This window comes from Desulfoferrobacter suflitae, assembly GCF_022603395.1.
GTDB classification, from domain to species: domain Bacteria; phylum Desulfobacterota; class Syntrophobacteria; order Syntrophobacterales; family Syntrophobacteraceae; genus Desulfoferrobacter; species Desulfoferrobacter suflitae.
In genome coordinates, this window is the sequence record NZ_JAIBKA010000006.1 from 95,820 (window position 1) to 122,658 (window position 26,839).

At 55.6% G+C, this 26,839-nt stretch carries 21 protein-coding genes; 10 read left to right on the forward strand and 11 right to left on the reverse strand.

Annotation, left to right across the window (positions count from 1 at the left end; all coding sequences use genetic code 11):
* Nucleotides 1-30 precede the first annotated feature (30 nt).
* From K1V27_RS11790 to K1V27_RS11830, 9 genes are all read right to left on the reverse strand, one after another.
* Entirely contained in the window at nt 31-1,719 is a 1,689-nt protein-coding gene (locus K1V27_RS11790; RefSeq protein WP_258930201.1) for a hypothetical protein, read from the reverse strand.
* A gap of 319 nt (nt 1,720-2,038) precedes the next feature.
* Nucleotides 2,039-2,803: a response regulator gene (locus tag K1V27_RS11795; protein WP_258930202.1), complete on the reverse strand. Its 765-nt coding sequence runs from the start codon at nt 2,801-2,803 to the stop codon at nt 2,039-2,041.
* 235 nt (nt 2,804-3,038) lie between these two features.
* Nucleotides 3,039-6,002 carry a Cache 3/Cache 2 fusion domain-containing protein gene (locus K1V27_RS11800; RefSeq protein ID WP_258930203.1) on the reverse strand — a complete coding sequence of 988 codons (2,964 nt, stop codon included), beginning with the start codon at nt 6,000-6,002 and terminating at the stop codon, nt 3,039-3,041.
* A 117-nt stretch (nt 6,003-6,119) separates the two neighbouring features.
* Entirely contained in the window at nt 6,120-8,123 is a 2,004-nt protein-coding gene (locus K1V27_RS11805; protein WP_258930204.1) for a methyl-accepting chemotaxis protein, read from the reverse strand.
* A 194-nt stretch (nt 8,124-8,317) separates the two neighbouring features.
* Nucleotides 8,318-9,931: a GGDEF domain-containing protein gene (locus tag K1V27_RS11810; RefSeq protein ID WP_258930205.1), complete on the reverse strand. Its 1,614-nt coding sequence runs from the start codon at nt 9,929-9,931 to the stop codon at nt 8,318-8,320.
* Nucleotides 9,932-10,174: 243 nt separating this feature from the next.
* A complete protein-coding gene (locus K1V27_RS11815) occupies nt 10,175-11,386 on the reverse strand; it encodes a hypothetical protein (RefSeq protein WP_258930206.1) in 1,212 nt (403 codons plus the stop codon).
* Nucleotides 11,387-11,638: 252 nt separating this feature from the next.
* Nucleotides 11,639-12,319: a flagellar brake protein gene (locus K1V27_RS11820; RefSeq protein ID WP_258930207.1), complete on the reverse strand. Its 681-nt coding sequence runs from the start codon at nt 12,317-12,319 to the stop codon at nt 11,639-11,641.
* An 8-nt stretch (nt 12,320-12,327) separates the two neighbouring features.
* The gene (locus tag K1V27_RS11825; protein ID WP_258930208.1) at nt 12,328-13,548 is read right to left on the reverse strand and encodes a J domain-containing protein; all 1,221 of its coding nucleotides are present in this window, start codon (nt 13,546-13,548) and stop codon (nt 12,328-12,330) included.
* Nucleotides 13,549-13,677: 129 nt separating this feature from the next.
* Nucleotides 13,678-14,937 (reverse strand): lytic transglycosylase domain-containing protein, encoded by a 1,260-nt coding sequence (locus tag K1V27_RS11830; RefSeq protein ID WP_258930209.1) that lies wholly within the window; start codon nt 14,935-14,937, stop codon nt 13,678-13,680.
* A 558-nt stretch (nt 14,938-15,495) separates the two neighbouring features.
* Here K1V27_RS11830 and K1V27_RS11835 point away from each other — a divergent pair.
* From K1V27_RS11835 to K1V27_RS11850, 4 genes are all read left to right on the forward strand, one after another.
* The gene (locus K1V27_RS11835) at nt 15,496-16,356 is read left to right on the forward strand and encodes an HDOD domain-containing protein (protein WP_258930210.1); all 861 of its coding nucleotides are present in this window, start codon (nt 15,496-15,498) and stop codon (nt 16,354-16,356) included.
* A gap of 94 nt (nt 16,357-16,450) precedes the next feature.
* A complete protein-coding gene (csrA, locus tag K1V27_RS11840) occupies nt 16,451-16,723 on the forward strand; it encodes a carbon storage regulator CsrA (protein ID WP_258930211.1) in 273 nt (90 codons plus the stop codon).
* 99 nt (nt 16,724-16,822) lie between these two features.
* On the forward strand, nt 16,823-17,245 hold the full coding sequence (gene fliW / locus K1V27_RS11845) for a flagellar assembly protein FliW (protein ID WP_258930212.1): 423 nt from the start codon (nt 16,823-16,825) through the stop codon (nt 17,243-17,245).
* Nucleotides 17,246-17,304: 59 nt separating this feature from the next.
* A complete protein-coding gene (locus K1V27_RS11850; RefSeq protein WP_258930213.1) occupies nt 17,305-18,393 on the forward strand; it encodes an SPM autocatalytic domain-containing protein in 1,089 nt (362 codons plus the stop codon).
* A 21-nt stretch (nt 18,394-18,414) separates the two neighbouring features.
* On the opposite strand, the gene fliD is transcribed toward K1V27_RS11850, so the two are convergent.
* Together fliD and K1V27_RS22630 are read right to left on the reverse strand one after the other, a co-directional pair.
* Nucleotides 18,415-19,839, reverse strand: a complete 1,425-nt coding sequence (gene fliD, locus K1V27_RS11855; protein ID WP_258930214.1) for a flagellar filament capping protein FliD — start codon at nt 19,837-19,839, stop codon at nt 18,415-18,417.
* A gap of 77 nt (nt 19,840-19,916) precedes the next feature.
* Entirely contained in the window at nt 19,917-21,938 is a 2,022-nt protein-coding gene (locus K1V27_RS22630) for a flagellin N-terminal helical domain-containing protein (RefSeq protein WP_309574013.1), read from the reverse strand.
* A 413-nt stretch (nt 21,939-22,351) separates the two neighbouring features.
* On the opposite strand from K1V27_RS22630, the gene fliS reads away from it, so the two are divergent.
* From fliS to K1V27_RS11900, 6 genes are all read left to right on the forward strand, one after another.
* Nucleotides 22,352-22,792, forward strand: coding sequence for a flagellar export chaperone FliS (fliS, locus tag K1V27_RS11875; RefSeq protein WP_258930215.1), 441 nt, complete (start codon nt 22,352-22,354; stop codon nt 22,790-22,792).
* Nucleotides 22,793-22,832: 40 nt separating this feature from the next.
* On the forward strand, nt 22,833-23,186 hold the full coding sequence (locus K1V27_RS11880) for a hypothetical protein (RefSeq protein ID WP_258930216.1): 354 nt from the start codon (nt 22,833-22,835) through the stop codon (nt 23,184-23,186).
* A 68-nt stretch (nt 23,187-23,254) separates the two neighbouring features.
* Entirely contained in the window at nt 23,255-23,971 is a 717-nt protein-coding gene (locus tag K1V27_RS11885) for a hypothetical protein (RefSeq protein WP_258930217.1), read from the forward strand.
* 32 nt (nt 23,972-24,003) lie between these two features.
* A complete protein-coding gene (locus tag K1V27_RS11890; RefSeq protein ID WP_258930218.1) occupies nt 24,004-24,405 on the forward strand; it encodes a flagellar protein FlaG in 402 nt (133 codons plus the stop codon).
* A 363-nt stretch (nt 24,406-24,768) separates the two neighbouring features.
* On the forward strand, nt 24,769-26,277 hold the full coding sequence (locus K1V27_RS11895; protein ID WP_258930219.1) for an HD domain-containing phosphohydrolase: 1,509 nt from the start codon (nt 24,769-24,771) through the stop codon (nt 26,275-26,277).
* Complete coding sequence (locus K1V27_RS11900) at nt 26,274-26,801, forward strand: PilZ domain-containing protein (protein ID WP_258930220.1); 528 nt, start codon at nt 26,274-26,276, stop codon at nt 26,799-26,801. The genes K1V27_RS11895 and K1V27_RS11900 overlap by 4 nt, the downstream gene beginning before the upstream one ends.
* Nucleotides 26,802-26,839 lie beyond the last annotated feature (38 nt).

The window sequence follows — 26,839 nt, forward strand, 5'->3', positions numbered from 1 at the left end:
CCCTCTCACGGCTGATGTTGCTCTGAAAAACTAATTGAGCCTGACTTTGGCGTCTGCTATTTCGCCAAATACCTCGTTCAACTCTTCTATTCCTCCCGATAATGATTGGACCGCTCTGGCCAGCTGGTCGGCAAACTGCCCGAGGTATTCATTGAGTGAAGTGCGGGTGCTTTTTTGATAGTCGGAGAGGCCCTCCTGCATCTGCGCAAAGATTCCATTGAGCCCTGCCCGAATGCTTTCAAACTGATGCACATAGTCGGAGGCCAGTTGTTCGGCCCTGCTCAACAGCATCTCCAGATTGGCAAAGGTACTCTGATTAAGATGGAGCATGCGATCACCGTACCTCTCCAGGTGCCTGCTGGCGGTATGGAGCGTATCACTGCCGGTCTTCAACCGGTCGCTGCTCTGCAGGATCTGGACGGAGACTGCCCCCATTGACTGCAATACGCTGGTCACTCTCCCCAGGGTGGAATCAACACCTTGGGTGAGCTCCTTCCCCTGATCAACAAGCGACTTGGACTGGGCAATGAGATCTTCCACAGTGCGGGCGTGCTGCTCCTGCCGGTCGAGGATTCCGGCCAGATTGTCATGGAAACATCGTGTCAGGGCTTCAATCTGCTCGACGCTCACCTTCGATGTCTCACGAACCAGGCTGTAAGAAGCCAGAGCCTGCTCATCCACCTTCGCCGCCAAATTGTCCATGGCCTGTTTTTGCAAAGAGATGACCTGGCGGACTTCCTCCAAGAGGCGTGCGGAAGCCTGCTCGAAAATCGCGGCCGGCCCGTGACGGCGAGACTTGGTCTCGTCAACCGGTAAGTGCAGTTGCGCGACGACCTCATGAAACTGCCCGGAAAAATTGGATAAAGTCTTGGCCAGTGCCTCCACCTGCGCGGTTATTGCGTGAAAGTTTGAAGAGAACGAGGCCGAGGTGAAGCGAACCACCCGCACGAGCGATTCGAGTTTGTGCTTGTGCTCGATCGATTCTTGCAGCAACTCACTCAGGATATTTCCCGGGGTCTTATGACCCCCCTGGTCCGATGCGACCAGGAAGAGCGGTTCGAGTGTCTCCTTCTGATAGTCCCTGGCCAGTCTCAATTCGTCCAACCGGGTCATTTTAAATTCTCTGTTCATGGATGAGCAGAGGCGCTGAATGCGCACCGCAATGCCATTCACTTGCCCCTTTTCAAACCAGCCGAACAGAATGGACAGCAGCATACCCCACAACGAGGTCACAAAGGCCGTGCTCATGCCCGCCAGCAGCGCCGCAATGCTCTGCCGAATCTTAGCGACGGAATCCACGTCAAAAGCAGAGATGCCGAACGTGAGACCGACAAAGGTTCCAAGTATGCCCATCCCCACTAGAGTCGCCGGCACCGCCTGCCAGTAGCGCAGGTTCAGGTGCGGATCAATCAAGGTTTGCGCATTGAAATAATTCTCCGCATCTTCACAGGTCTTGCGGGGTTTGCCGCTTTCCCGCAGGAAGGTGCGCCAATAGTTGTCCCAGGATTCTCCAAGGAACGGATCTGCGGCGATAACCGAGGGAGAAAAATCCTGTGCGATGCGGTCGACGGATCGAGCCATCTTGCTGCAGGAGCGCCACAGGACGGCTACTGAGACAGAAAAGTAGGCCAGCAGCGCAAAAACACCCCACGCCGTAATGGAGACCTGCTCGAAGGTCAACAAAGCGTGGTACGGAGCCACAGTAGTCAGGATATCCATGCAATCAACCCAACGTCACAATTTTGACATGATTCCGCTCGGGTCCGGTCTGCGCGATCCCGTGGCGAGCACAGAGCAGGACCATCCAATCACTCCACCACCTTGCATCTATCAAAATATGTGCCACCGACGGAACTGCACCCCGGGAATCGACCTGTGACCGTTTACGCCCTGCAGGATGTTTTTGTCGTTGTGGTTTTTTACCCGATGCTTTACCGGATCCATGGGGAAATAACGGTGGGAGACGGTACCGGAGCACTTTTCCGGATTGTACGGACAGCTGCCGGAGTGCTGCAGCGCGGCCGGTGTCGCGACGAGGCTACTGGTGATTCGACGGCTCCCGGGTTGTGCTGCAGAGCTCCAGGAGAACGGCTAAATCAAAAGGTTTCTGCAGAAAGGCGGCGGCACCTTTCTGCAGGCAGTGACAGGCGAGATCGGGGCGGGAATCAGCCGTCATGACTATGACTATAGTGCGCGGCCATTTTTCACCAATAAGCGCTGCGATGGTATCTCCCCGCATGTCCGGCAGGTGATAATCGAGAACCACCCAATCATAGCTCCGCTCATTCAATCTATCCAAAGCCTGCCGACCGTCATAGGCGGTGTCGGCATGGTATCCCCGGTCGTCAAAAGCCTGCTTCAAGAGCAGTGCCAGGGTCCTGCTGTCATCGACGATCAAAACCCGCGGAGCACTATGGGCTCTTCCGTTGCGGAGCAGCCCGTGCACCTTGCGCATGAACGCTTTATCATCCAGGGGTTGCGGCAACAAGGCGTCGGCCCCGGCCTCGTTGACCATTGTGGCGATCAATTCGTCCGTGACCCGAGGCACCGCAACCACTATTGGAACACGGTGGTATGGCCGGTAGCGCCAAGAGCGCAGCAAGCGACACAGGCGTCGGCCGTCCATGTCGGGCAGATGGAGGTCTGTGACAATCAGATCGGGCACCTCCCCCAGGCCGAAGTAGCGGAGTGCTTCCTCTCCGCTGCCAAACGCCGTCGCATCAAGATCATGCTCTGCCATCAAGCGACGAAGCATGGTTCCTTCAGGTTCCCCGCCGATGATGATCACCAATTTTTTTTTCAATTAGAAAATCCTGTCATTGAGCAGAGCTGCAGTCGGCTTCCCTTCCTCGAACCTGCACGGGCCGGGAAAAACCCCGCCGCTACAGAGCATAAAGCATTTTCGGATCGGCCTCGTGGGAGACAGTCCACGCATCACCAATCCCTCTTTCCATCGAGGAGGAGAGGTCGGGCGCGGGAGGGTGATACGCCCACGCCTCAAGCCTCTCCCTTACAAGAGAAAGCCCATGGACACCCTCTTAAAACCGGTCCGGTGCATCATCTTCAAGGGGGATGGTCGGTCGGGAAGAGAACTCATCAGGCCCGGTCTTTTTCAACACAAACCTGTTTTTCCTTTCCTTCAGCCCGTTCCCATTGCCGTCAAGATCATCCATAACGCTTTTTGGTCTGAACTCCCGGGCGGCCCCATAGGCGTGCTTATTCAACCTGGCGGACTTTGTCTTTCTGCCATTTCCGGCAACGACCTGCTCAAGCTCTCCAACATAATCCTTCATTTGCTGGCTCTGGGCATTGAGCTCTTCAGCCGCAGAAGCAGATTCTTCCGCATTGGCGGCATTCTGCTGCACGACTTTATCCATTTCGCTCACCGCCTTGTTGACTTCTTCGATCCCCACCGCTTGCTCCTTGGAGGCAGCGGTGATTTCGGCAACCAATTCGGCGGCTTTGTTGGTAGTCATATTGACTTTGGAGAAGGCCTCGGCGGTTTTTTTCACCAGTTCGGAGCCACCCCGGACTCTTTGTACCGTGCCCTCGATCAACATCGCCGTATTCTTGGCCGCTTCCGCCGAGCGCATGGCGAGATTGCGCACCTCGTCGGCCACCACCGCAAAGCCGGCCCCCGCTTCACCCGCGCGGGCGGCTTCAACCGCCGCGTTCAAAGCGAGCAGGTTTGTTTGAAAGGCGATCTCATCGATGGTTTTAATGATCTTCTGGGTTTCTTCGCTGGATTGCCGAACCTCCTCTATGGCCCGGGTAAGGTCGTGCATGGAAGTATTGGCAATTTGCACCACCTGTGCCGACTCGGACATCAGGGTGTTGGCCTGATCGGAGTTGTCTGCATTCCTCTTGGTCATGGAGGACATCTCCTCCAAAGCGGAAGAAGTCTCCTCGATGGAGGCGGCCTGCTGCGAAGCCCCTTCGGCCACCGACTGGCTGGAGGAAGAGACTTCATCGGCAGCCGCCGAGACTTGCTGAATTCCCTCGCGCATGCCTCCCACAATCCGCAATAGCGGCTTGGCGATGCTGTTGCTGGAAAAAAACCCAACCAGGCTTCCCATGAGCACCATCGCGCCAATGGCAATGGCAAGAATCCAGCTCAGGCGCGATGTTTCCTGTTGGGCGCTGGCTTTGATGCTGTCCGCCATCTCGAAAAATTCACTGAGGGGGCAGGTTGCGGCAATGCTGTAAATCCTTTCTCCAACTCGCAGAGGCGCGTAGGAAACCTCCTTATCCAACCCCTCGAAGGTGTAGGTGCCGACACCCTGTTCACCGGCGAGCATCTTATTTCTCACGATTTCGGCCAGTTCCCCGTATTCGGCATTGCCGATGTTGACAGGGTTGGTGAGGTCGTACTTGGGGTGACTGACCAGCACTCCTTCCTCGTTGATGATGTAGGAATATCCGGTCTTGCCGTACACATGATTTTTGAGCAACTGCCAGGCCAGGCTCCAATCAAGGTTCAACACAACGACCCCTTTATACGTCTCTCCCTGATGGACGGGGCAGGCGAAGCGCATCTCCGGTTTGCCGGTATTGGCGGCAAGCACCACGCCGGAATTAAACATCTCTCCGCTCTTGAGGTCCAAACAGGCTTTGAACCAACCCTCTTGAGCCTTGGACCCCAAACTCTCGGAGAAATGTCCTTGCTTCAGGTTGACCACTTCTTTGCCGTTCTCATCGACATAGCGAATTTGGTTATAGACGGGAATTCTTTTGCCATCCGTCTCAATGTGGCTGGTATCATGCAGCGCTTCCATTTCGGATTTCAAAAGCGCCATGGAAACCTCCGCCGCCTGCTGCGAAAATTCCTCCCAATAGCCGCTGGCGCAAACGATCCAGTCCCAAGCGGGAAAATATCCGTAAGAAACGAATTTGTCCTTGCCTTCCCACTGGTAGGACAATGATTTGATTTGACCAGCCTCTCGTTCATTCAGTATCGTTGAAAAAATTCCAAGGTTGAGGTCCGAGATGACATTTTTCCCCACCAGATCGGCACGCGGGTGCATGATGAGGTACCCCTGCGAATCCATGATGAAGGGATAACCCGACCGGCCTATTTTGAGACTCTTTATACTATCGTTCAAGCGGCTGTTCTGCTGTTCCTTGAGTCCGGCATACAGCATGCCCGTCAGCTTCCCCGTCTGGTCGTGCAGCGGCTGGTAAGCCACAGTGTACCAATCATCGCCCACCAGCTCCCTGCCCCGGTACGTTTCTCCATGGATGACTTTTTCCAGAACGGGGTTCGGCCTGCCGTCCGCTCCCATCGCCGCAATGAATATCGCGCCGGCGCGCGTGCCGTCGGCGTTGCGAGCACTCGTGGCCACTCGCAGCATATCCCCCTGCGCATTGATTGTTTGAAAAATGCTGTAGGTCCCTCCAGCCAGTTTTTCCACATCGTCGACGACAGGCACATGCTTTGCCCGGGCTCGATGAGGATCGAAATAGATTTCGCCCAGCTGGAGAATCGGCAGGGTAATCTGCTGCTGCGTTTGAGTGTGTTGATCGATTGCCGTCCAACTGGAGGAGAGAGAAGTCCGTGTGGGCGATCCATAAGACTCGACCAGATGCGCGATGACCGCCAGGTTGCCGTTCAACTGCCGTTGCAGGAGATCCTGCTGGATAATGCAGCTGTCGATGAGTCCCGCTACGATCCGGTGCACTTCTCTGGAGGCCAGTTCGTTGAGCACCTCATTCTTACCCACCGTCGAATCCAGGTAATTCTTCATATTGGCGGAAGCCGCCAGCTGTAATACGTTGCTCTCAGCCTTATCGATCAATGCGGTTATTTTTTCTTGATCGGCCAGCAGACCATTGGAAAGACTTTCCTGGGCCTGTTTTTCCAATCCCGAATAGGAAAGATTCAGGACGTTGCCGGAAAACGAATTGAGCTGCCACAGGTTGAATCCTCCGATGAGCAGGACCGGCAAAGCAGTCAATGCCACGCAGACGACAATCAGTTTCACCTTGAGGGACAATCTATGCATGAGCTCTCCGGACCTCCTTTTTGATGGTTTGATGGCTTGAGCCTGGCGCTGCAGCTGCCCGCACTCCAGGCAACCTCAGGTCATTTCCCGAATGTTTGCGGCATGCTCTGCCTTGAACTAAAAATCCTTGAAATCCGATTCCTGGAACGGAATCATCTGCTCCGGCCGAATCGCGGGTGAGCGACTGTCCGCCACCCTTTTTCTGCCGTTGTCTGCTGCACCGACTGTTTTTTCTTTAAGCACAGCAAACGCTTGCGTGGTTTGCTGGTGCCGGCTCTTTTTCCCGGTTTTCGCCCCTTGCCCGCCGTTTCCTCCCACCAGCGCGGTGAGCTTCCCGACGAACTCTTTCATTTGAACGGCCTGGGCGTTGAGCTGTTCAGAGGAAGAAGCCGTCTCTTCGGCGTTTGCGGCGCTCTGCTGCACCACCTTGTCCATATCCGCAATGGCTCGATTGACCTGTTCGATGCCCTGGGCCTGTTCTTCCGAAGCCGCAGTGATCTCACTGACCAGCTCGCCGGCCCGCTTGGAAGTTTCGGCCAGCTTCTGAAAGGCCTGGTTGGTATCATTGGTGATGTCGGAACCCTCACCGATGCGCTTCACCGATTCGGCAATGAGATCGGCGGTGGTCTTGGCGGCTTCAGCGGCACGCATGGCCAAATTGCGCACCTCATCGGCAACCACCGCGAAGCCGGCCCCCGCCTCCCCGGCACGCGCCGCTTCAACCGCTGCATTGAGAGCCAGCAGGTTGGTTTGGAAGGCAATTTCGTCGATCGTCTTAATGATTTTCTGGGTTTCTTCGCTGGCCTTGGAAATGTCCGCCATCGAAGTGGTCAGCTGCCCCATCGCCCGAGTGGCCTGGTCGACGATCTTGAAGGTCTCGCGCATCAACGCATCGGCTTCCTTGGCATTGCCTGCGTTCTGCCGGGTCATGGAGGCCATTTCCTCAAGGGCGGACGAGGTTTCCTCCAGTGAAGCCGCCTGCTCGGAGGCCCCTTCGGCCAGTTGCTGACTTGCCGAGGATACCTGGGTGGAAGCGGAAGCGACCTGTTCGGACCCTTCACTGACCCCGGAAATGACCTGGTTGAGCGGACGCGTGATGGAAAGACTCAGAATGATACCGAGCGCAAGTGCCAAAAGGGTGCCCGCAACCATGGCGGCGGCGGCAAACCAGCGGGAGCTGTCGGAATCCTGCCGGGCGGCCCCCATGGACTGTTTGACGGCATCCGCGTTGACCTGCCTGAGCTTTTTCAGCAGTCCGAGTGCCACCACCTGCTTTTCGCGGGAATCCTCCATCGCCACCTGCTCCATAGCCTGGTAGAGCTCGCCTGCCCTGGCAGCCTCGTTCTGCATCTTGCGCAATTCAGCAAAGACCAGATCGGCGGACGGCATCATTTCACCGCTCACCACAATGGCCGCCGCCTGCTTGTCTCCATTGGCCATGGCCTGCTTGACCTTGGCAACGCACTCATGAAAATGGGCATGGGAGAACCCTATTTTTTCAACCGCTGCCGTGAGGGTTGGATTGTCGATCTTCAAACCCGCCATCCACTTTCCGAAATTGCAGGCAGTCGGGTCCTCTCCCCCCTCGAAAGCTTTACCGTTCACAATCAAGGCAAAACAATCACTCAACAGCCGGTAATGATCAGCGCGGAAGGTTTCGAGCCGGCGGGAAAATTCCAGCGGGTTGGTAATGCCCGAACTTTCCAACTCTTTAGTCAACGTGAAAAAGCGATTGTTGACCTCTTTCCACGCGCCTACCACCGGCACAAACTGCTGCCACAACCGGGCTTCTTCATCCGTTTGCGGCAGCGCTTCGTAAATCTTCCAGGCATTTTCATAGCCCTTCCGCGCCTCGGCAATATTGTCGTACTGCCTTTGTCGGGCAGCACTGTCGAGGTTGGGATCGAGCAGGGTCCTCTGCGCAACCCTCACGCTTTCCATATTCTTTTCTATATCCTGCAAACTCACGATGCTCGGCAGGCGCACCCTGCCAATTGCATCGAGGTGGCCGCCCAGATTGCCGATGGCGTTCCATCCTATGAAGCCGACAACCAGTGAAATGAGTGCAACCAGAGCAAAACTAACGATCAACTTGGTACTGAGCTGGATGTTTTTGAGCATTGAAGACCTCCCCGGGGTGCTGATCAAAACCAACAATTCACCATGTGGAACACCTTGCCTGCAGCGCACAAAGTATTCTGAATTAGTATCGGGAAGAGGGGTGACCAACTTGAGTGAAAAATAGCTGGAAAGGAACATTTGTTCCCGGCATTGGGGCTGCAGGCTCTTTGCGAGCCCTCACTCCACCTCGCGGATCACACTGCCACCGTCCTGTTTCTGCCCAGCTGCTTGGCCTGGTAGAGGGCCCTGTCGATCCGCTGAAAAAGAACCCCCTCATCCTTATCTGCGGGGCATGCCTGGGAAACGCCGACACTGATGGTGAGAGGGATGTTTTTGCCTCGCCAGCGAAAACGAATGTTTGCAAGCGTGCGACGCAGCTTCTCGCCCACCAGGTAGGCGCCCTCGCGGTCTACGCCCGGCAGCAGGACGACGAACTCTTCTCCGCCGTAACGCGCCATAAAGTCCGACCCACGCAGAATCGGCCTGAAGCGCTGGATCATTTCCCTCAGGCACTTGTCCCCTGCTGCATGGCCGTATTGGTCATTGATGCCCTTAAAGTGATCCACGTCAAACAGCAGCAGTGAGAATCTGTGACCGTAGCGGCTGAAGCGCTGCATCTCCTGCTTGAGACGCTGCTCGTATGCTCTCCGGTTGTAAATGCCGGTCAACGGATCCAGCAGTGTCTCACGTTCCAAAGCCGTCGTTCGAGAGCGAGCGTTCTCTATCTCCTGCCGGACGTGCCGCAGATTTTGCTCCAGCGCCTGTTTTTCCAGCATGGCCGCCTGCCAGCGCCGTTCCTCCTCCCTGCGCTTGCGATCCAGAATATCCTTGAGCGAAGCCAGGCGGGAATTGACAAATCCCCTGAACTCGACAAGCGTGCTGCTGCTACGGGCGTTGCGCTTGAGTTCTTCTATCTGCCCGTCGAGCAGGCTGTTGAATTTTCGACTTGAATCTTGCGACTCGGCATCCATCGAGAAGGAAGCCGCAATCTGTCGTTCAATCTGCGAAAGATTGACGCCCAAATCGCCAATGAAGGCGGTGAGCAGGGATCTTTCTTCTGCTATGGACGCGGAAAACTCTTCAATGATAGCCATCACCTGCTCATTTAACGAGAACAATTGCCGGACACCTCGAGTTTCGCAGATCCGCTGCAGCAATTGGTCACGCCGGCGCGAAAAAACTTCACTGTCTTGCAGGGGAAGTGAACTCAAAATATCCACATACAACTGCTGCATCTGCTGACCGTCCAGCTCTGTGGCCTCTCGCGGCTGCCCTGCGCTGGCATCGCGCCCGAGCAATTTTTTCCAGAAGCCGTTTCGGTTGTGACTCCTGCCGCCAGCCTTGAAGTCCTCCTGCAGCACCGCACGTTTAAGGGCTTGAAGGCACTCTTCAAGAGAGTCCAAGGCGATTTCACCTCTGAGTTTGCTCTTGAGCTCCGCAAGGGCTTTCCCGACATTCTCGCTTTCTTCGCATTCCAGCAGGTTTGCCAGCGTGAGCAGAGCACGCCTGGTGAATTCCTGGCCTTCCACATATTGCCTGTGGAGCTCTTCCGCCGCCCACAGCGTCCTGCTTTCCTGCTTGCGCATCTCCTCCGTGGAATCCCTGTCATCGGCCCGGGTGCGGCATGCGCCGCATGACGCCTTCGGTTGTTTCCCGTTGCCGCTGGAACCCTCAGCCAACAACCGTTCGAAATCCTCTCTGGCGCATAACGCCCGACTCATGGATCTGATCGTCAGAGGTTGCTGGCTGGCCGAAAGATCGTGCAGAGTCTCGATAATGATCTCGGAAATACGTTCTACCACGCCCATTGAACTGTTCCCTTTCTACCACTGCAACGGCAGTCTTTTCCCGCACCCCGGCGCAGACTGTCCGAGAATTGAGTTAGGGTGTAAAGCCTAGTGAGACACCTCGGGTAGAAGCAAAACCGAGACCAAATTGGCAACACAGCGAGGCACGAATAGCTCTTCAATGTCCAGGCAATGCAAGTCGAGAGTGTCCCGGGGCGCTGTATGCGCCATACACATGGGTCACGTCAGGCGCACTGCCGGTAATCACGAGATATGCTGCAGGAAGAAGCTCTTGGCGTTGCGCAATCGTTGAATGACTTTGGGAGGATAGGCAGGACTGCCATTGTAGGTGGTGAGTGCTTTTTGATAGTTCTTGGGATGGGCGGAACAGAAAAATCTCAGGAAATGGGCCGCCATATATGCCTGGTCGCGCGGAAATTTCTTGAGATCCTGGCCCGGCCTCCAGCTGACCAAATGGGCCACGCCGCGCTCTTTCATATCGTTGTACACTTCAACCTGCGTGGTCTTGAGCATTTGAAATATACCCTCCGAGTGGTTCCGCACGCCGTTGGTGAAATGATTCCAATCCCCGTTCACATTCATGAAGTTGGTTTCGTGATTCGGAATGGCGATCATCAGGAACGGATCCAACTGGTAAAGCGTTGCAGCATCATAGATCCAGGCTGCGTAGTAAGCCGCACCTTTTCGATTGAGCGCGGGCAGATCGCTGCCGTAAGAACCCCGCTTGTATTCACGCCGGATGTACTCACTCATGACTGCGATGAAGGTGGCCCGATTGAACTTTTTTTCATTGCCGGCAAGCAGCTCGGTCAGGTCTTCGGTGCCGGCGGGAGCGGGCACCCCGCGATGTGGCCGGGGTTCCTGCCCAACAGAGGGAGCGTCGCGGGACCGTCGACTGAGCTCCCGTGCCGAGAGCCGGCCGGGGTGCGGCGGCAGTGCGGCCAGTTCGTTTGCGGACAGGCTGTTCGGATCGGAGGGCAGAGCGGCAAGGTCTCGAACCGTCCTCCTCGAGACCGACGTATCTCGCTCTTTTTTGAATGTTTTGTCCCTCGCCGAGCGATCATCCTTGGGACTGTACACGTACAACTGGCCGGGGGGATAGATGCCGGCGCGCACCACCGCCCCGTTCCGGGCGACATCCAGTCTGCTCTCAACCGGAGTTCCCTTGCCTTCACCCAAATAACGCTCCACAAAGACTTCTGCACCATGGCGCGAGGTATTTGTATCGGCAACGAGCCGCACATTCCCGCCTTCAGGGACTGAATATACGGGTACGCCCGCCTTTTTGAACTTCTTGATGATGGCAAGAGGCACCTGGTAGGACCTCACCGATCCTATCTCGACGTCATAGGCAGTCAGGGGCGATTGCCCGGCATTCCCGGCCAGAGCAAACGCAGGCAGGCACAACAGCACCATAAAGAAACAAGACGCTAAGGATTTTTTGCCATCATTCACGGGCACTTCCCTCTCGCAACGATGGTCACCATCATGGTACCCGAGCATCTTCGGCCGCATTTGGCCTAGAGGGCGGCCACAGGCGATCGGTTCAACGCGCGGCCTTGATCCCGGCAACCACGAACGGACTCGGCATCTCCTTTCTATCGGCAAATAAGACCATGATCTTTAGCAAAACCGTACCGCTTCAGCGGACGATCGCTGCAGGGCAACTTGCGGCCCTTGAGGGATAGGGGGGTCTCGGGCATTCTCCTAGACTTTGAAATGCTCGGTGACGCACTCCACATAACTGTCAATTTTTCTTTGCAGCTCATCATCTACCGCGTCAAAGCGCACACCAATGCTGGCGGTTCGATCGTCCAGGTTGAGATTCATTATTTCTGCAGTGAGCGTCCTTTTACCCTCGACGCCAAACACTTCGAATGTCAATTCGACTGTGCCCCCCAGCTGAAGCAAATTGGCTTTTTGCCTGGGAATGACAAGAGAAGTAAAGTTACACCCCAGCCGGCTGATATCCAGGATGACGCCGTCATAGGCGGCGTCATCTCCGGCAAGGTTCATGGTCGCCGGCAAATAGCAACTTATTCTCTGGGACTGTCTGAGCTCATGGGTTTCAACTTTCTCGGGAAAAGTAATAAACATCACCTTTGCCGGTTTTTCTATGGTGCCGATAATGGACGATTTAAAGCCATGCACGGTACCCGCCCAGATAAAAATGACCGTCACGCGGTTGCCGATGCCAAGTCGCGCCTCGATACCCTTGGTTCTGGGGGTCTCTATGATCAGGTACTCATCCGGCTTCACACCGACGAGGACGCTCCTCAACCGGGCTTCGATCCCTTGGATGCGCACCAGCAAATCCGCTCCCAGCCCCAGCAGTAGATTCTTAGCTTTGCCGTTTTCTCCCATGTTTTCCCCCTTTCGCACCGGCATACAGAACTTCAATAAGAATCGGGCTCCCGAAAACGCAAATGTCCGCTGGTATCGAACACGTACTCTACTCTTCCGTCTCGGAATAGAATGTTCGAGAAACCGTAAAACCACATGTTGCCTTGAATACTCGTGGGCGTGCCCTGTACCGCCAGGACTTCATCGGCATCGGAACCCACGGTAAAGAACGATACCGGCGCACCGGCCTCAGGCTGCCTGGAAGGCGGCATACGCACTTTCAGGTTGCCGAAGAAGTTGTCATAGGCCACCACCACCCGGTTCCGGAAGCGGATCTGACTGAAGCCATAGTACCACGTGTCGTGTGAAATTCGTGTGGGCGTCCCCTGGGCCACGAGCACCTCATCTTGCGTGGAGCCGAGGGTGAAGTACGCGGCGCCGGCCGTCGAGGGCTGAGAGGGCAACAGGCGCACCTTGAGGGAACCGTCGAAATTGTTGTAGCGGTCTACCCGGCCGTCTTTGAACTTCACTTCGGACAAGTTATAGACCCACGTTTGCCCGTGGATCTTCTGAGGCGGTCCTTGAATCTGCAGCACCTCCGCCTGGCTGGAGCCCACGCTGAAATAGCCGATTGGGGCAACGTGTTGCGCTGCCGGCGGGGCACTCTCCTGTCTCCGGCCGGCAGTCCCGGACGACTGCCGGGAGGGCGCACCGGCAGGTGTCGGTGCCCCTGCCTGCTGTTGGGGACGGACCTTTCGCGGATCGGTCTGCAGGATTTTTCCCTGCGGATTGGGATGCACCGGGTGCGGCTTCCTGTGAGGTAAGAAGTTAGTGACCAGCACTGTCAAAAGAAGTACCAGTAACAGCACAGCATAACCGATGAAGTGCTCCTTGGATGGCACCAAAACCCTGCTTTTGGCCTTTTCCTGCCCACCTTGTCGAGAAGCTTGCGCCCCGGCGGAAGCGGATTTAGCCGCCGCCGGCTTTGCGGAAAAAGGGGCCTCCCGGGAGCATGGTTCGGATTGCCGCGGCTTCTCCGCCCTTGTTCCTTGCGCAATCCAACTGCGTGAAACACGCCGGTACGCCGCCGTGAGCTCTTTCAATCTCTCCTCGGCCATTTGCCGATCCTGCGGCGAGCGCTGTTGGAAGTGGTCCGGATGCCATTTTTTGACCAGCTCGCGGTAACATTTTCTGATCTGCTCTGGAGAAGCTTTGGAGCTCACTCCCAGTATCGCAAAATCGTGCTGTGATGCTTTCTCGTGACTAGTCGGCATATTCGTTCAAAGCCGAAGGAACCAGCTCAAAGTCTGTTTTACTGCCATCCCAAGGGGGTGAAGTCGCAAGCACTGACTCCCTGACCCCGGCCCTCTTCCGCACAGGAGAGGGAATCCACGGACAGCCTCCTAGAGGTTGGCCATAACCTTGCGCACAAAATGCCTGGTTTCGCGGTATGGGGGTATCCCTCCATACCTTTTCACCGCACCGGGCCCGGCATTATACGCTGCCAAAGCCAGGTGCACTCTGCCACCGAACTCATCCAGCAAGCTCTTGAGGTAGCGGGAGCCCCCGTCAATGTTTTGCTCGATGTCGAAGCTGTTCCGCACACGCAGCTCCGCGGCGGTCGCCGGCATCAATTGCATCAGTCCGCGGGCGCCTCTGGAGGAAACGGCGCGCGGGTAAAAGTTGGATTCCACATTGATGACGGAGGCGATGAGATTGGGGTGCAGTTGATAGCGCACCGCCGAATCGATAATGGCTTTATGGATCTTGTCCGTCAAGCCCTGGTGTTCCACCAACCTGGAGCTGATGCTGAGATTTCCTGCGCGGCTGCCGCCGCCGGCTGGTGGAAATCTTCGCAAACTGGCGCGGCTCGCGGGCAATCGGGCGATACGTCGAAATTGCTGCCGCATCTTTGCACGCTCCCGCTGGTCGGCGGTCTCCTGTCCATCAACAGCGCCGATGCCGGGCAAAATTTGCCCACCCTTTGCGGCAAAAACTGCCTGCTCACTCTGCTGGGACCTGCCGATGCTGGCATCGACCTCTTCCTGCAGATGGTCCTCGGCCGCTCGGCCCCACTTGCCGGTGGTCAAATAATTGCCAAGGTTCTTGAAGAAAGAACCGATGGACGTCGCTTTAAATGAAGACTGCGACTGAGGTCCCGCGGCCGCTGGCAAACTGGGTGACACCTCGGAGGCGGAGGCGTGCGGGGTCAACAGCCTACCGAAAAAGTTTTTGATTTTGCTGATAAAATTGGAAAATGAGGGATTGCTTTGAGAGGATTTGGTGATCCGCCCTTTCGTCTTCCAGGAGTCCTCACCGCCCCGTGCCGTCAATCCTCTTAACTCGTTGGCCTGATTTTGCGCTCCGATCTTAGCCCCCGGCCGACCCGATTCCTGCCTGCCCCCGAGGGGATAGAAACGTTTGGAATCATAGGCGGCAATCACCTGATGTGAATTGATCGCAGCAGGATTCGCCCTCGGTTTCCATAACGGCAGGTTCGATGTTTCCCTGGAACCGATCAGGTCACTGACACTGCTCGATGTCGTCAGTTGCATCGGTTTCAGCATCGCCTCGAAACCGCCGCTCCCTGGAGCGACGGACCTGGCTCGTCCGGCAGAAACCTCATCTGGTGTATGGGGAGCAGGAATGTTGTGCGTTTTCATCGATTCACCCGCTGACGTGCTGATGTAACCATTTCAACTCGGGTCCATGACAAATGCCTGTCTGCTTCAGCCAACTCCACACTTGTCGATCCAAACAGGTTGAGTGCGCTATCTTGACAAACATCGACAGTGTTAAGCAAATACCTTGCCATTGGGATCTTTTTCGGCACCGGGTGCAGTGGCGCCCATGGCGGTTTTTTGTCATCGTCAGATGTTTGACGGTTCGGCATGACCAACGCCAACGCCTGTGCACGCATCCCTCATGTCCCGATCCATCTGCCCTCCGCAGCCGGTCGATTTTCTGCGCGGCCTTCCGGCAATTGCGAGCAGTACCGCCAAGGCGGCGGCAATCCCGTTGGGGCTCGCAAGGGTTCAGGATTGGATGCCCGCCAGCCCCGAGGCCATGATACAAGCGGACGGCGGGAGGCACCCATCGTCAAGTTCCGGCCGCGAAAAATATTCCCGCCTGCAGAAAGATTTCAAGTTTTGCACGAACCGGTTCGATAGGGTAGTAAGTTGAAGGTGTATGGCAGTGATCACAGGATGGAAAAGAATCTTATGGCCAAGCCCCCATCGCAGTCCGACGTCGAGCAGTTGATTCGAGCTTCGGAGTCCATTCCCCCTTTCCCGGACGTCATCTGGAAGGTGATTCCGCTGATCCGTCGTGCCGCCCCTGTCCACGAAATCGAAGCGGTTATCCAATACGATCAGGCCATCACTGCAAAGTTACTGGCGCTCAGTCAATCGAGCTATTATGCCGGCCGATATTCCATCGGCACGGTCAAGGAGGCGGTGCTTCGACTGGGCGAGCAGCAACTGCTCAAGGTCATTCTGGCGGCCAGTTCCAGCCGCTATTTCAAAAGCGGGGCGGCAGGATACGACCTGATGGAAGGGGAGCTCTGGGAGCATGCCATCGCCACTGCGTTGATGACGGAGATCGTTGCTGCCGGGCTTGGCTGGAACAACTCTGTTGCCGCCTATACCGCCGGGCTTCTGCACGATGTCGGAAAAACCGTTTTGAACTACTATGTTGAAACGTATTTCGATTCCATTTTTCGTCTGGCCCGGGAGCAGAATGTGAGCTTTCTCGATGCCGAACGGCAGGTGCTCGGCCTGGACCATCAGCAACTGGGAATGCGCATCGCGCGTCGTTGGCGCTTCCCCGAAGAAGTGGTCATGGCGATCGGGCATCATCATCGTCCCACCCAGGCACCCAGGCACCGGCATTTGGTGCACCTCATCTATGTTGCCAACCGAATGGTCTCCGCCCTGGGAGTGGGATGCGGAGTGGACGGCTTCATGCAGCCCAACCAGGATGAGGCTTTTGTCGAACTCGGCATCACTGCCTTGATGGCACAAAAATATTTGGCGGACCTGGCAGTAGCCCTGCGGGAAGTCAAACAGTTTCTGAGCAATTGATGGTTTTGCTCAGCCCTGATGGTTTCTGCTATGATGATTCTCTCTGGAATGCCCATGAGCATCGAAAACCATAGACATCCATGGACGAGCAGCCATGTTGGTACTCACAAGAAAAACGGGAGAATCCATCCGCATCGGCGACGACATAGAAATTGTCATCACCGCCGTGGAACAGAACAAGGTGAGAGTAGGCATCCGCAGTCCGCGCCACATTCCGGTACATCGTGAAGAGTTGTACCGCAAGATGCGGCAGGAGAACCGCAAGGCCGTGTGCATGAGCGTGAGCGATATCGATCGCCTGAGTGATCTGCTGCAGCCGAAGAGCTCGGCGCGCGACGAAGTGGATGATGAAAAGCAGGGGTTATAAGAGAAACGGAGAGAACTTCGAGCATCAAATTCAGGATTCAGCAGAGGGTTACGGGCAAAATTGCCGAATCTACATTCTGCCAATGGTTGAAGAGTTATCATGCGGATTGAAACAGCGCGATTTGGAATCCTGCAATTAAGCCGTGACGCAGTGATTCATTTCCCCTGGGGGATACCCGGCTTTGAGAATCTCAAAAAATATGTCTTGCTGGATCACCGCGAAGGGCCATTCAAATGGCTGCAGTCCGTCGATGATCCACAGGTGGCCTTTATCGTCTCTCCTCCCGAGGTGGTGGGGGTCACTTATCAGATACCGGAGAGCCAGCTGCGGCATCTGCAACTGGAGGATCGAGAGGACCTTGTGGTGCTCGTCATGATCTCCTTTGACCGCCGCAAGAACATCCCGCGGCCCCATTTTACCGGGCCGCTGCTGTTCAACGCCAAGAACCGCCAGGCCCTGCAGTGGTCCATCGATCCGCGTGAACTGCCAAAATATCAGCGGCTCTGCACCTCCAATGCGTGACTCTGCCGCCTGCACAACTATCGCCGCCATGCGTCAACCTGTCATATCAGGAGACCAAGATGAAAATCGCTTCCTCCACACTCCGTTTGAGCTCCGCTCACACCCGGGTTACCAGGGAAGAGAGCCAGGAAAAGGTGCGGCTCTGGTCCAGGTCCGCATCCAGGACCGGCGCGGAAGAGCTGCCGGCCCGCTCCCCACAGGCGGGGCACGCTGCGACGGGCGATGATCGCGTTACTTTGTCGGGCAACCGCCCCAGGCGATTCTCTCCCGGCCGCCACGGCGCCAACCAGGCACATTCCTCCGAAGTGCGGAAATCATCCGAATGCTGCCATACCGATCGCAGGTTGCTTTTGCTCAAGAGCATCGTTGAAGCCATAACCGGCAAAAAGATTCATCTGGCGGATGTGCGCGCCTGGCTGGACGGACCCGACGCCGCCCCCGTACAACCGCAGCAGGCTGGCAGCCGAAGCTCTCAGGTAGACTGGGGCGTCACCTACAGCCGGACAACGTCTCACTACGAATATGAGGAAGCTCTGTTCTCAGCCCGTGGATCCGTCCTGACCGCCGATGGCCAGGAAATCACTTTTTCCCTGAACCTGCAGATGAGCCGCGAATTTTATCACCGGGAAAGTTTCTCCTTCGCAGCGGGCGGCACGCCTGTGACCGATCCTCTGGTGCTCAATTTTGAGGGAACTGCGGCAGAGCTCTCAAACATGACCTTTGCTTTTGATCTGGATGGGGACGGCCGCAAGGAACAAGTGCCTCTGCTGAGCTCCGGGAGCGGCTTGCTGGTGTTCGACCGCAACTGCGACGGCACGATCAACGATGGCGGCGAGCTGTTTGGTCCGAGTAGCGGAAATGGATTCAAGGAACTCGCCCAGTTTGACCGCGACGGCAATCTCTGGATCGATGAAAATGACCCCATTTTCCATCGACTTGCCGTTTGGAGCCGGGACGAGGCAGGCAAAGATAAGCTGGAATCGCTTAAGGATAAAGGCGTTGGCGCCATATCTCTGGTGGCGGTCCACACCCCGTTCGACCTCAAGGACGCCGCCCATAACCTGCAGGGCCAAGTGAGGGCAAGCGGGATCTACCTGGAGGAAAGCGGCGCGGTCAAGAGCATCCAGCAAATCGACCTGGTGGGTTGATGAGCGAGCTGCGGGGTGCTACTAAGAACGATTGGATATGGCGCGGTTCAGGTTTTGTAGTGCGTCAATCTGCTGGGTCAGGTAGTCTCCCGTGGTGGTATATTCAGCGATGAGCGATTCCAGGGCGTTGAACTGTTTTCGGTAGCGCTCTTCGATGCGCGCAAGTCTTGACTGCAGAGTGTCGACATCGTCCTGCAACTTGCTGATGGACTTCTCTATGCCGCTGGTGCGAGCAGCGAGAATACCTCCGTTGGTCGAAAGCATCGAATCGAGCTGTTCTGAGAGGGTCTGGGCAAAACCATTCCCGCCATCATCTCCCCGGGTGAAAAAGTTGATGACATCGTTGATTCTGTTTGACAGGGCGTCACCCAGTTTCACCGAATCGATGACGAGTTTGCCGTTCTTTTGAAAGCTGATCCCCAATTCCGACAGGTGTTGATAGCCTTCATCTGCTGAAAAGGAGACCGAGAGGCTCTGCCGCAAGCGATTGCGAATAAGATTTGTGGTCGAATCTCCCAATAACCTTCCTGCGGTTCCCGTTTCCTCAGAATAGCCCTGGTATTCCGCTACAAAATCTACAAAATTGTTATATGCTTTAACGAAATTCTCGATTTTGGTGCGGCCCGGCACCGTTGAACGGCTGACTGTAACAGATACGCCGGCGGCCGACTCCGCCTTCAGAGTGATGCTTATTCCCGAAATCACATCTTCAAAAATATTGCTGGGTCGCCTGATATTATCAACTCCATCAACACTGATCAGAGCATCCAATGCCTCCTGCGTCTGGATCAGGTTCTGGGTCCCGGCGGCCTGGTAAACCAGTCTCGAAAGACCGGTCGAGTCAAAGTTTGCGGGGTCTTCTGCAGTCGTTCCGCTTTCTGTCACTGTTAGGGCAACCCTATTTGATTCACCGGATTCCTGAACCGAAAGGGAGAGCACGTAATCTGTTCCGTCATAAATGACATTGGCGCGCACCCCGACATCGGCCTCGTTAATGGCCTCTGCCACATCGGATAGAGTATCTGTTGCCAACACAGCGATATCAACCGCCTCGCCATTGCCGACCCGGAGCTGTATAATCCCTTCTCCAACGGCCTCTCCTTCAGCAAAAGCGGAGCTCTTGAGCTTCTGGTTTTGCGCCAGCTGATGCACCTGTATCGAGTAGCTCCCTGCACTTGCGTCCCCCGTCTCGGTTGCAGTGAGGATCGCCGGGTCCGAAGAAACAGCATTGAAATCGGTATAGCCGGGTGCTTCCGTCAATGCCGCAACACTGCTCTGGAAATCCAGCACAGCACTTCTCAGCTGACCGTAAGTGGTCAGCTGGAGCTGATAGTCCGCTTCCCGCTGCTGGAGTTTCAGAATCGGGCGCCGTTCCAACTCCATGAGCTTGCTGATGATATCCTCGGTACCCAAACCTGAAATGAGTCCGCCGACAGAGATTCCCATGCCCATCCTCCTGCCCTGTTACAAAGGATCCGGGAGGGGCCCCTGCCGGATCCTTTGAGACATTTTTTACCTATGGGTTACTGCAACAGAGACAAGACCATCTGCGGCAGTTGGTTACTTTGAGACAACATGGCTATTCCCGATTGCATCATAATCTGTGAGCGTGTCATTTCAGCAGTTTCCGCAGCAAAGTCCGCATCAATGATGCGTGAACGGGCATTGGACAGGTTCTCGGAAACATTCGCCAGGTTGGAAATGGTCGATTCGAACCGGTTCTGAACAGCACCCAGGACAGAGCGGTATTCAGATATCTTGGAAATGGCTTCGTCCAGACGATTGATGGCATTGTTGGCGTTACGCACATTGCTCACATCCAAGCCGGTTCCCACCGCGGCTTCCGAGCCTCCCGTGGCGGTGTAGCCGATGATGTCCGCGTCGCTGCCGGTGACTCGGATATCGGCCCCGGTGGTGCTCGTGAGAGCGATGCTCCCTTTGGCAGTTTCGGCGGTAGTCACATCACTGACCAATTCTTCTCCCGTCTGATCATACATGGCCCCCAGGTAATCGTCGGTGCCAGTACCCGCAGCATCGTCATCAAGGACTACAATGTCATTGCCGGTTTCAGATCGCAGCTTCAGCAGCCCGTCCTCTGTTACCGATGCGCTAATCCCCGAAACCGCCGTGTTGATCGCATCGACCACATCGGTTAAGGTCGTTGCACTCGAAAGATCTACATCGGTGCCATTGATGTTAATGGCCTGAGCATTTGCGGCGGTACCCAAAACATCGGCATTGAAAACGAGAGTCACTTCCGTGTAGGCTTTGGCCTCGACCCCCGTCTGGCCTTTGATAGCATTGATGGAGGCTGCTTTGTCGGCAGCTGAGGCAGAAGCGGATGCGCCGACTTGAACACCGTTGATCTGAAGATCGGAGGACGCGGTGATCTTGGCGGTAGAGACAGCCTGTCCCTCGGCCTGCTGGGAACCAGCGGCTGTGGGCGTGAAGCCCATTGCCAGAATAGCCTTCAGGCCCAGTTCTTTGTTCGAAGTCGCTTCGGTTGTTCCGCTTGAAATGGCGATGGCCTCGCCACTCAAACTGCTCAGAGATACATAACCCGTGTACGTGCCGGTAGAAAGCCCGGTCCCGGTGGATGCGGTGATGGCAATGTCATTACCGGTTTCATTGCTCAGGGTGATGGAATTATCCGAGTTGAGCATGGCGGTGACTCCCGCCACATCGCGATTGATCTTCTCGACAAGGTCGCCCTGGGTGGTGGCTTGTACGGTTGTTCCATCGACCGTAATCGATTTCACCGTACCATCGTCCGCTACGGCATTGCCTTCGATGACATTATACGCGGTAGCCTGAACCCCATGTTGGCCGGTATTACTGTTTATTGCAGCGGCGATGGCTGCCGCGTCATCGGCGCCATCCAGGGTTTCAGTGGCGCCACTCCAGTTTTTCCCGTTGATCAGCACCTCACCGGCCTCAATCTCTCCAGCATTAGTCCCGTCAAATGTCGTCGTTGTCGCAACTTCCGCGCCCACTCTGCCGCCATTGAGGTCCCCCAGTTTAGAATATCCATTGAGATTAAGGCTTTGAGACTTGATGGATCCGATTCCAAAGGAGAGAGTCTGGCCCGCATCCGCTCCAATCTGGAAAGTCATGGATCGGGCCGTGCCGTCCAGCAGCTTCTTGCCGTTGAACTCGGTTGAGGAGGCAATACGATCCAACTCTGAGTAGAGCTGATCCATTTCCTTCTGCAAGGCCACCCGGTCCTCTGCACTGTTGGAGCCATTGGCGGCCTGAACCGCCAACTCGCGCATTCTCTGCAATAGGTTGGTGGCCTCATCCATGGCCCCTTCAGCTACCTGCGCCATGGAAATGCCGTCGTTGGCATTGCGAATCGCCTGGTTAAATCCCCTGATCTTTGCCGTCATCCGGTTGGAGATAGCCAGACCGGCGGCATCGTCTTTGGCCGAATTGATGCGCAGACCGGAAGAAAGGCGGGCAAGCGCTTTGTTCAGTGAGCTTTGGGTTTTGGTGATATTGCGTTGGGCATTTAATGAGGCAACGTTGGTGTTCGTTGTAAGTGCCATGATTCATTCCTCCTTGAATGTCTGGTTTAGGACTTCCTGTCCTCACCTCTTTGTCGTGTCGTCTTAAAAAAAATCTGATACCCTTCTGTTTAGGCCTTACCTGCTGCGCTCCTCCTCTCCGGCCAAGTTTTGCTGTTGCCTTACTTATCGGCATCTGCGGTAAAACCTTTAGAAAAATTTGTCTGCATGGCAGCGGCCCGGACATCGTGGGCATTAACCTGCAGGGGGAAATATCTTTAAAGTCGAGGCCGCGGTTAGCCGATTATTGATGCAAAGCATGCTGCGCAGGAGCGCAAGGGCACTTTCCGACGAGTAGAAGTGGAGGAAACAGCGGCTGGGGATCTCAATTTTCAGTTTGTGCAACAAACCTGACGTGGACTTACAAAATCCATCTTAAGAAAGGAGACGACTTCATGACACCGAAAGGCTACGCTGCATACAGTTCTGTAGCGGTAAATACCATGCAGAACAAGGAAAAGATATTGTTGATGGTGTATGAAGGTGTCATTAAATATTTGGAGCTTGCCCAGGAAGGTATCCGGCAGCAAAACCCCAGAATGAAAGGCGAAGCCATCTCGAAAGCCCTGGCCATCATAACGGAACTGGACTGCGCATTGGACAGTAAGGTTGGCGGCGACCTGACGCAGAACCTCCACGTACTCTATCATTGGGCGATGGCAAGCATCACCGAAGCCAATTTGAAAAACGATGACGCCGCCCTGGCCGCCGTGCGAAAGGTGCTGATCACCATCAGTGAAGGTTTTGAAGGGGCAGCGCGGCATAACCATAACCCGGCCCCGGCGCTTCACACCAATGCGCGGCCTGCACCCCGGCCGTTGAATGTGGCAGTGTGAGGGTTTGGCAAGGGTTGCATGCGCGCTTGAGGACAGTGCGATGGTTTATCTCGAGATCGTTAGAGGAGAAGCGAACGTGACAGACCCGCATCGTTGCGCTTACGAAAAACTGTTGGATGTGACCCGCCGCCTATCCATCGCCATTGAACAGGATACAAGCGAAAAACTTGAAGAGTTGGCGAATGAACATCGGGCAATCATGGCACAGCTACGGCAACTCGGGCTGAGCAACGATCCGGGCTTGCTGGAACTGGTGCAACAGGCCAGCAATCGCACAGGAGAGCTGATGCACCTCATGTGCGCCAGCCAGGAGCAATTGGCTGGATTTCTTGCGGCCGTCACCCAAAAGAGAAAACAGGCGCTGGCATACCATAGGGTCGGCTCATTAGATTAACGCTCCGTATGATTAGGGCGAGGGCGGTTCCCCTGGCGCACAATACCCAAGGAAGGAGACACCGGATTGTGAATCACCTTTCACGAAGCCCCCATTTGTTACTGCCGGCACCCATTCTTTTGCTCCTGCTGGTAGCCGGCATGGCGACGGGTTGTGCATCAACCTTTCGAACGGAGGCGGCACGCCCGGTGGATTGTGCGTCGGTAAACATATTTGCGCGCGCCGAATCACGTTGTTTCGGCTTTGCCACAATCGGCATATTGCCCTTCAAGACTCCCTTTTATGCCGACCCGGTCGCCCGGGATTTGGCCGCCATCTACCAGCAGGAGTTGATGGCCAGTGGAGTATTCAGGCAGGTCATCATGATTCCGCACAAAGTCGCCGACGAAAGCGAAGCAGTGTGGTGGGGACGGCACGAACAGTGCTCTTTGATTATGCTGGCCGAGGTTGTCTATTTGCTGGACGGCTCCGGAGTGCTGTCAAACCGCCTGGATATCAACGTGAAAATCCTCGATGCCCGTTCCGGACAGCTGCTCTGGAATTTTTTGCAGAGTGCCGGTTCGCATCCGGGGGAAGACATCGATCTGGGTTGGACGACCATCAGCGGGAAACACGCCAAGGGGCGGCGAGATCTGGCGAGGGGTCTGGCGCAACAGGCTGCGCGACTGCTGGTGCCGCCGCCTCCGCCGACCCAGTACGCGACGTTACGGCCGGCGGTTGGGGGGGTGGCTGCAGCGGCGGACGGCAAGCATGGCCGGGATGTGACAGCATCGTCCGGTAAATGAATCGCCATGGATGGAGAAACAGGAGATGCGATATGGAAGCCAAAATACGTGAAGTGCAGGCATTGGCACAAGAATCATGGCAGAAGTATGAACACAACCCCAGAGATTCAGCCCTGATTCAGCCGATAAAAAAAGCCGCGGCGGCGCAGGGAACGAGAGCCAGAAACGACCGGCATCCCGGCTCTCCCAAGTCCGCCGACACAGAGGAAAGTGGAACCAGAACTCGAGAACTGGCCGAGGAAATTCAACAATGCCTGAAAGAAGTCCAGATCCAGCTCAACTTCGAAGTCCATGAACAGACGGGTGATCTCATCGTACAGGTCATCAATCATGAGACGGGCAATGTGATACGACAGATTCCTCCCAAGGAATTAATCGAACTGCGCGAGAAACTTACGGAGTTGCGCGGAGTGCTTTTTAATGATAAAGTATGAGCCTGTATCGTTAGACCCGGGCAAATCCGATGATCCCACATCGTCCCTGACAAGACGAGGAATGAGGGAACGTTACCGGGAAAGTGCCTGACCAAAGGTTGCTGACAAAAGGGGCGCGAAACACATAGCAGCCGAAAAAATCTCCTGTGATTTGAACAATCTCGAGGGAACCATGTCAATCCCATCCGCAATTTTTGTGGGCGACGCGGTTCTTCGTTAATCACCCAGGGGCAGTGACAGCGGTCGTTGAGGACGGCGGCAAGATGGCGCTTGCCATGGGTCCCGGCAGTCGGTTTGACCGCCGTCGACCAGGGTGTCTTGAACGCTTGGTCTCCCCTTGAACTCAACTGAAGCGAATATGGGATGAAGATTCTTATTGTTGAAGATGACGAGATTCTCAGCCAGTTTCTGCGGGATTATCTGCAGCGCCAGAAGCACGAACAGATCGATGTTTGCGACACAGCGGCGGACGCCCTTGTTCTGGTACAGAGCGAAGATTACGACTGCGCCTTCATTGATGTGATGCTGCCGGATATGAGCGGCCTGCAATTGATCCAGCAAATCCGTACCCAAAACCTGGCTCTCCCGGTCATAGTCATGAGCGGCTACGCCACCCTGGACTTTGCCATTGAAGCCATGCGCACCGGCGCTTCGGATTTCCTTACCAAACCCTTCGGGCTGAATGAGATGGCCATTGCGCTGGAGCGGGTAACCAAAGAGAGGGCGCTGCTGCTGGAAAATTTGAGCCTGCGGCTGACATCGGAAGCACGCCAACAGCTGGAAGTCGTGAATAAGCAGCTGGAGGAAAGAATCGAGGATCAATCGAAGCTTTTCAACATCTCCCGCACCATTGATGAAACCGCTTCCAGCGACATACTCTATGAACGCATGGTGCAGCTTGCCGCCCATGTGACCGCGGCGAAACAGACCGCCTTCTTCCTTATGCCTCCCGATGAGAACAAACTGGTTCTCATTTCAGAGCACGGGAGCGGGGACGTCGCCCTTCTGCAGAAAGTATTTGAAACGGGGAACGGAACATTCTCGGGACGTATGTGCGCCAGCAACTCTCCGCTCATCATCCGCCCCGACAGTCTGTCCGACCCTCAACTCAAGCGGGAATTCGCCGATCAATCGATGCTCTCCTGCTGGCCTCTGCATATCCGGGGAAAGCTTTTTGGATTTCTGGCAACGGTCCATAACGGCGTAGAAAAATCTCTTTCCGAGCGGGAATGCAGTTTTCTGGATTTTTTGATCCAGAAAGCCTCACTGGCCATAGAGAATATGGCTTTGTATGAGAGCATGATCGGCAATTTTTACGGAATCTTGAAGTCCCTGGTCAATGCACTGGAAGCCAAGGACCCCTATACCGGAAAGCACTCGGAGCGGGTAACCCACTATGCTCTGGCCATTGCTCGAGAGATTGGCTGCAGCGAAGATCAGCTCGACTCGCTCAAGACCGTGGGCTACCTGCACGATATCGGCAAAATCGGCTTAGCCGACAGCATTTTGAACAAGCCCGCAAGCCTCAGTGGGGAAGAATGGCAATTGGTGAAAAAGCACCCGGTGATAGGAGAATCGATTGTAGCCGATCTTGGGCTGAGCCCCGATGAAAGAGCCATCATTCGGCATCATCACGAGCACTGGGATGGATCCGGCTACCCCGATGGACTCAGCCAACGGGACATTCCCCTGCTTGCCAGGATTATCATGGTAGCCGACGCCTTCGATGCCATGACGTCCAAGCGTGCCTATCGCGACGCACTTCCAATTCCGGACGCGGTGTCGGAACTGATCAAGAATCGCGGCAGACAGTTCGATGGAGACATAGTGGACGCTTTTCTGGAGTCTTTGAAAAAATCGGGAATGCTATGAACACAGAGGAGCGTTCCTACCTGCGCGTTCAAGTGGCGGGGCTCAAGGTCTTTTTCAACTGTATCGAACAGGGAGAAAACAATTCCCTGTATGTGAACTTTGCGGAAAGGCCGAGTCCGTTCGCGAGCGACTCCCTGGAAGAGCGCAACCCTTTTCAGGACTTTGTTGCCGCCCGACTGCAGAGGATCGAAACCAAGCTCGACTTCCTCATCCGCCAGCTGCAAAAGCAGAGCTACGGCAAGCCGTACGATTTTGAGGCAACGGTGCGGGACATCAGTGGGGGCGGCTTCAGCATGAGCACCTCCGTTACCTGCGGCATAGGCACTCTGCTGGATCTCTGCCTGTTCCCCGAACATGGAAACCTGCCTTCCTTCTATGCCCTGGGCAAAGCCCAGTGGATTGACAAGCAGGACGATCAACTCCTGGTGGGAGTAGAATTCGTGGCAATCAGTGAAGAAGACCGCGAGATGCTTCTGAGGACCATCTTTCAACTGGATAGGAGACAAAAACGCGGGTATTCCTGAGGGCAGTAGGCGTTGGGTTTTGTGCCTCAACCCAGCCT

What these genes read in the sequence shown, in the direction of transcription:
- K1V27_RS11835 (WP_258930210.1), top strand. Translation starts at nt 15,496, where the DNA reads ATGGCCAAGCCCCCATCGCAGTCCGACGTCGAGCAGTTGATTCGAGCT.
- K1V27_RS11880 (WP_258930216.1), top strand. Translation starts at nt 22,833, where the DNA reads ATGGTTTATCTCGAGATCGTTAGAGGAGAAGCGAACGTGACAGACCCG.
- K1V27_RS11790 (WP_258930201.1), bottom strand. Translation starts at nt 1,719, where the DNA reads ATGGATATCCTGACTACTGTGGCTCCGTACCACGCTTTGTTGACCTTC.
- K1V27_RS11820 (WP_258930207.1), bottom strand. Translation starts at nt 12,319, where the DNA reads ATGCCGGTGCGAAAGGGGGAAAACATGGGAGAAAACGGCAAAGCTAAG.
- K1V27_RS11900 (WP_258930220.1), top strand. Translation starts at nt 26,274, where the DNA reads ATGAACACAGAGGAGCGTTCCTACCTGCGCGTTCAAGTGGCGGGGCTC.
- fliS (WP_258930215.1), top strand. Translation starts at nt 22,352, where the DNA reads ATGACACCGAAAGGCTACGCTGCATACAGTTCTGTAGCGGTAAATACC.
- K1V27_RS11810 (WP_258930205.1), bottom strand. Translation starts at nt 9,931, where the DNA reads ATGGGCGTGGTAGAACGTATTTCCGAGATCATTATCGAGACTCTGCAC.
- K1V27_RS11800 (WP_258930203.1), bottom strand. Translation starts at nt 6,002, where the DNA reads ATGCATAGATTGTCCCTCAAGGTGAAACTGATTGTCGTCTGCGTGGCA.
- K1V27_RS11890 (WP_258930218.1), top strand. Translation starts at nt 24,004, where the DNA reads ATGGAAGCCAAAATACGTGAAGTGCAGGCATTGGCACAAGAATCATGG.
- K1V27_RS11825 (WP_258930208.1), bottom strand. Translation starts at nt 13,548, where the DNA reads ATGCCGACTAGTCACGAGAAAGCATCACAGCACGATTTTGCGATACTG.
- K1V27_RS22630 (WP_309574013.1), bottom strand. Translation starts at nt 21,938, where the DNA reads ATGGCACTTACAACGAACACCAACGTTGCCTCATTAAATGCCCAACGC.
- csrA (WP_258930211.1), top strand. Translation starts at nt 16,451, where the DNA reads ATGTTGGTACTCACAAGAAAAACGGGAGAATCCATCCGCATCGGCGAC.
- fliD (WP_258930214.1), bottom strand. Translation starts at nt 19,839, where the DNA reads ATGGGAATCTCTGTCGGCGGACTCATTTCAGGTTTGGGTACCGAGGAT.
- K1V27_RS11805 (WP_258930204.1), bottom strand. Translation starts at nt 8,123, where the DNA reads ATGCTCAAAAACATCCAGCTCAGTACCAAGTTGATCGTTAGTTTTGCT.
- fliW (WP_258930212.1), top strand. Translation starts at nt 16,823, where the DNA reads ATGCGGATTGAAACAGCGCGATTTGGAATCCTGCAATTAAGCCGTGAC.
- K1V27_RS11895 (WP_258930219.1), top strand. Translation starts at nt 24,769, where the DNA reads ATGAAGATTCTTATTGTTGAAGATGACGAGATTCTCAGCCAGTTTCTG.
- K1V27_RS11850 (WP_258930213.1), top strand. Translation starts at nt 17,305, where the DNA reads ATGAAAATCGCTTCCTCCACACTCCGTTTGAGCTCCGCTCACACCCGG.
- K1V27_RS11830 (WP_258930209.1), bottom strand. Translation starts at nt 14,937, where the DNA reads ATGAAAACGCACAACATTCCTGCTCCCCATACACCAGATGAGGTTTCT.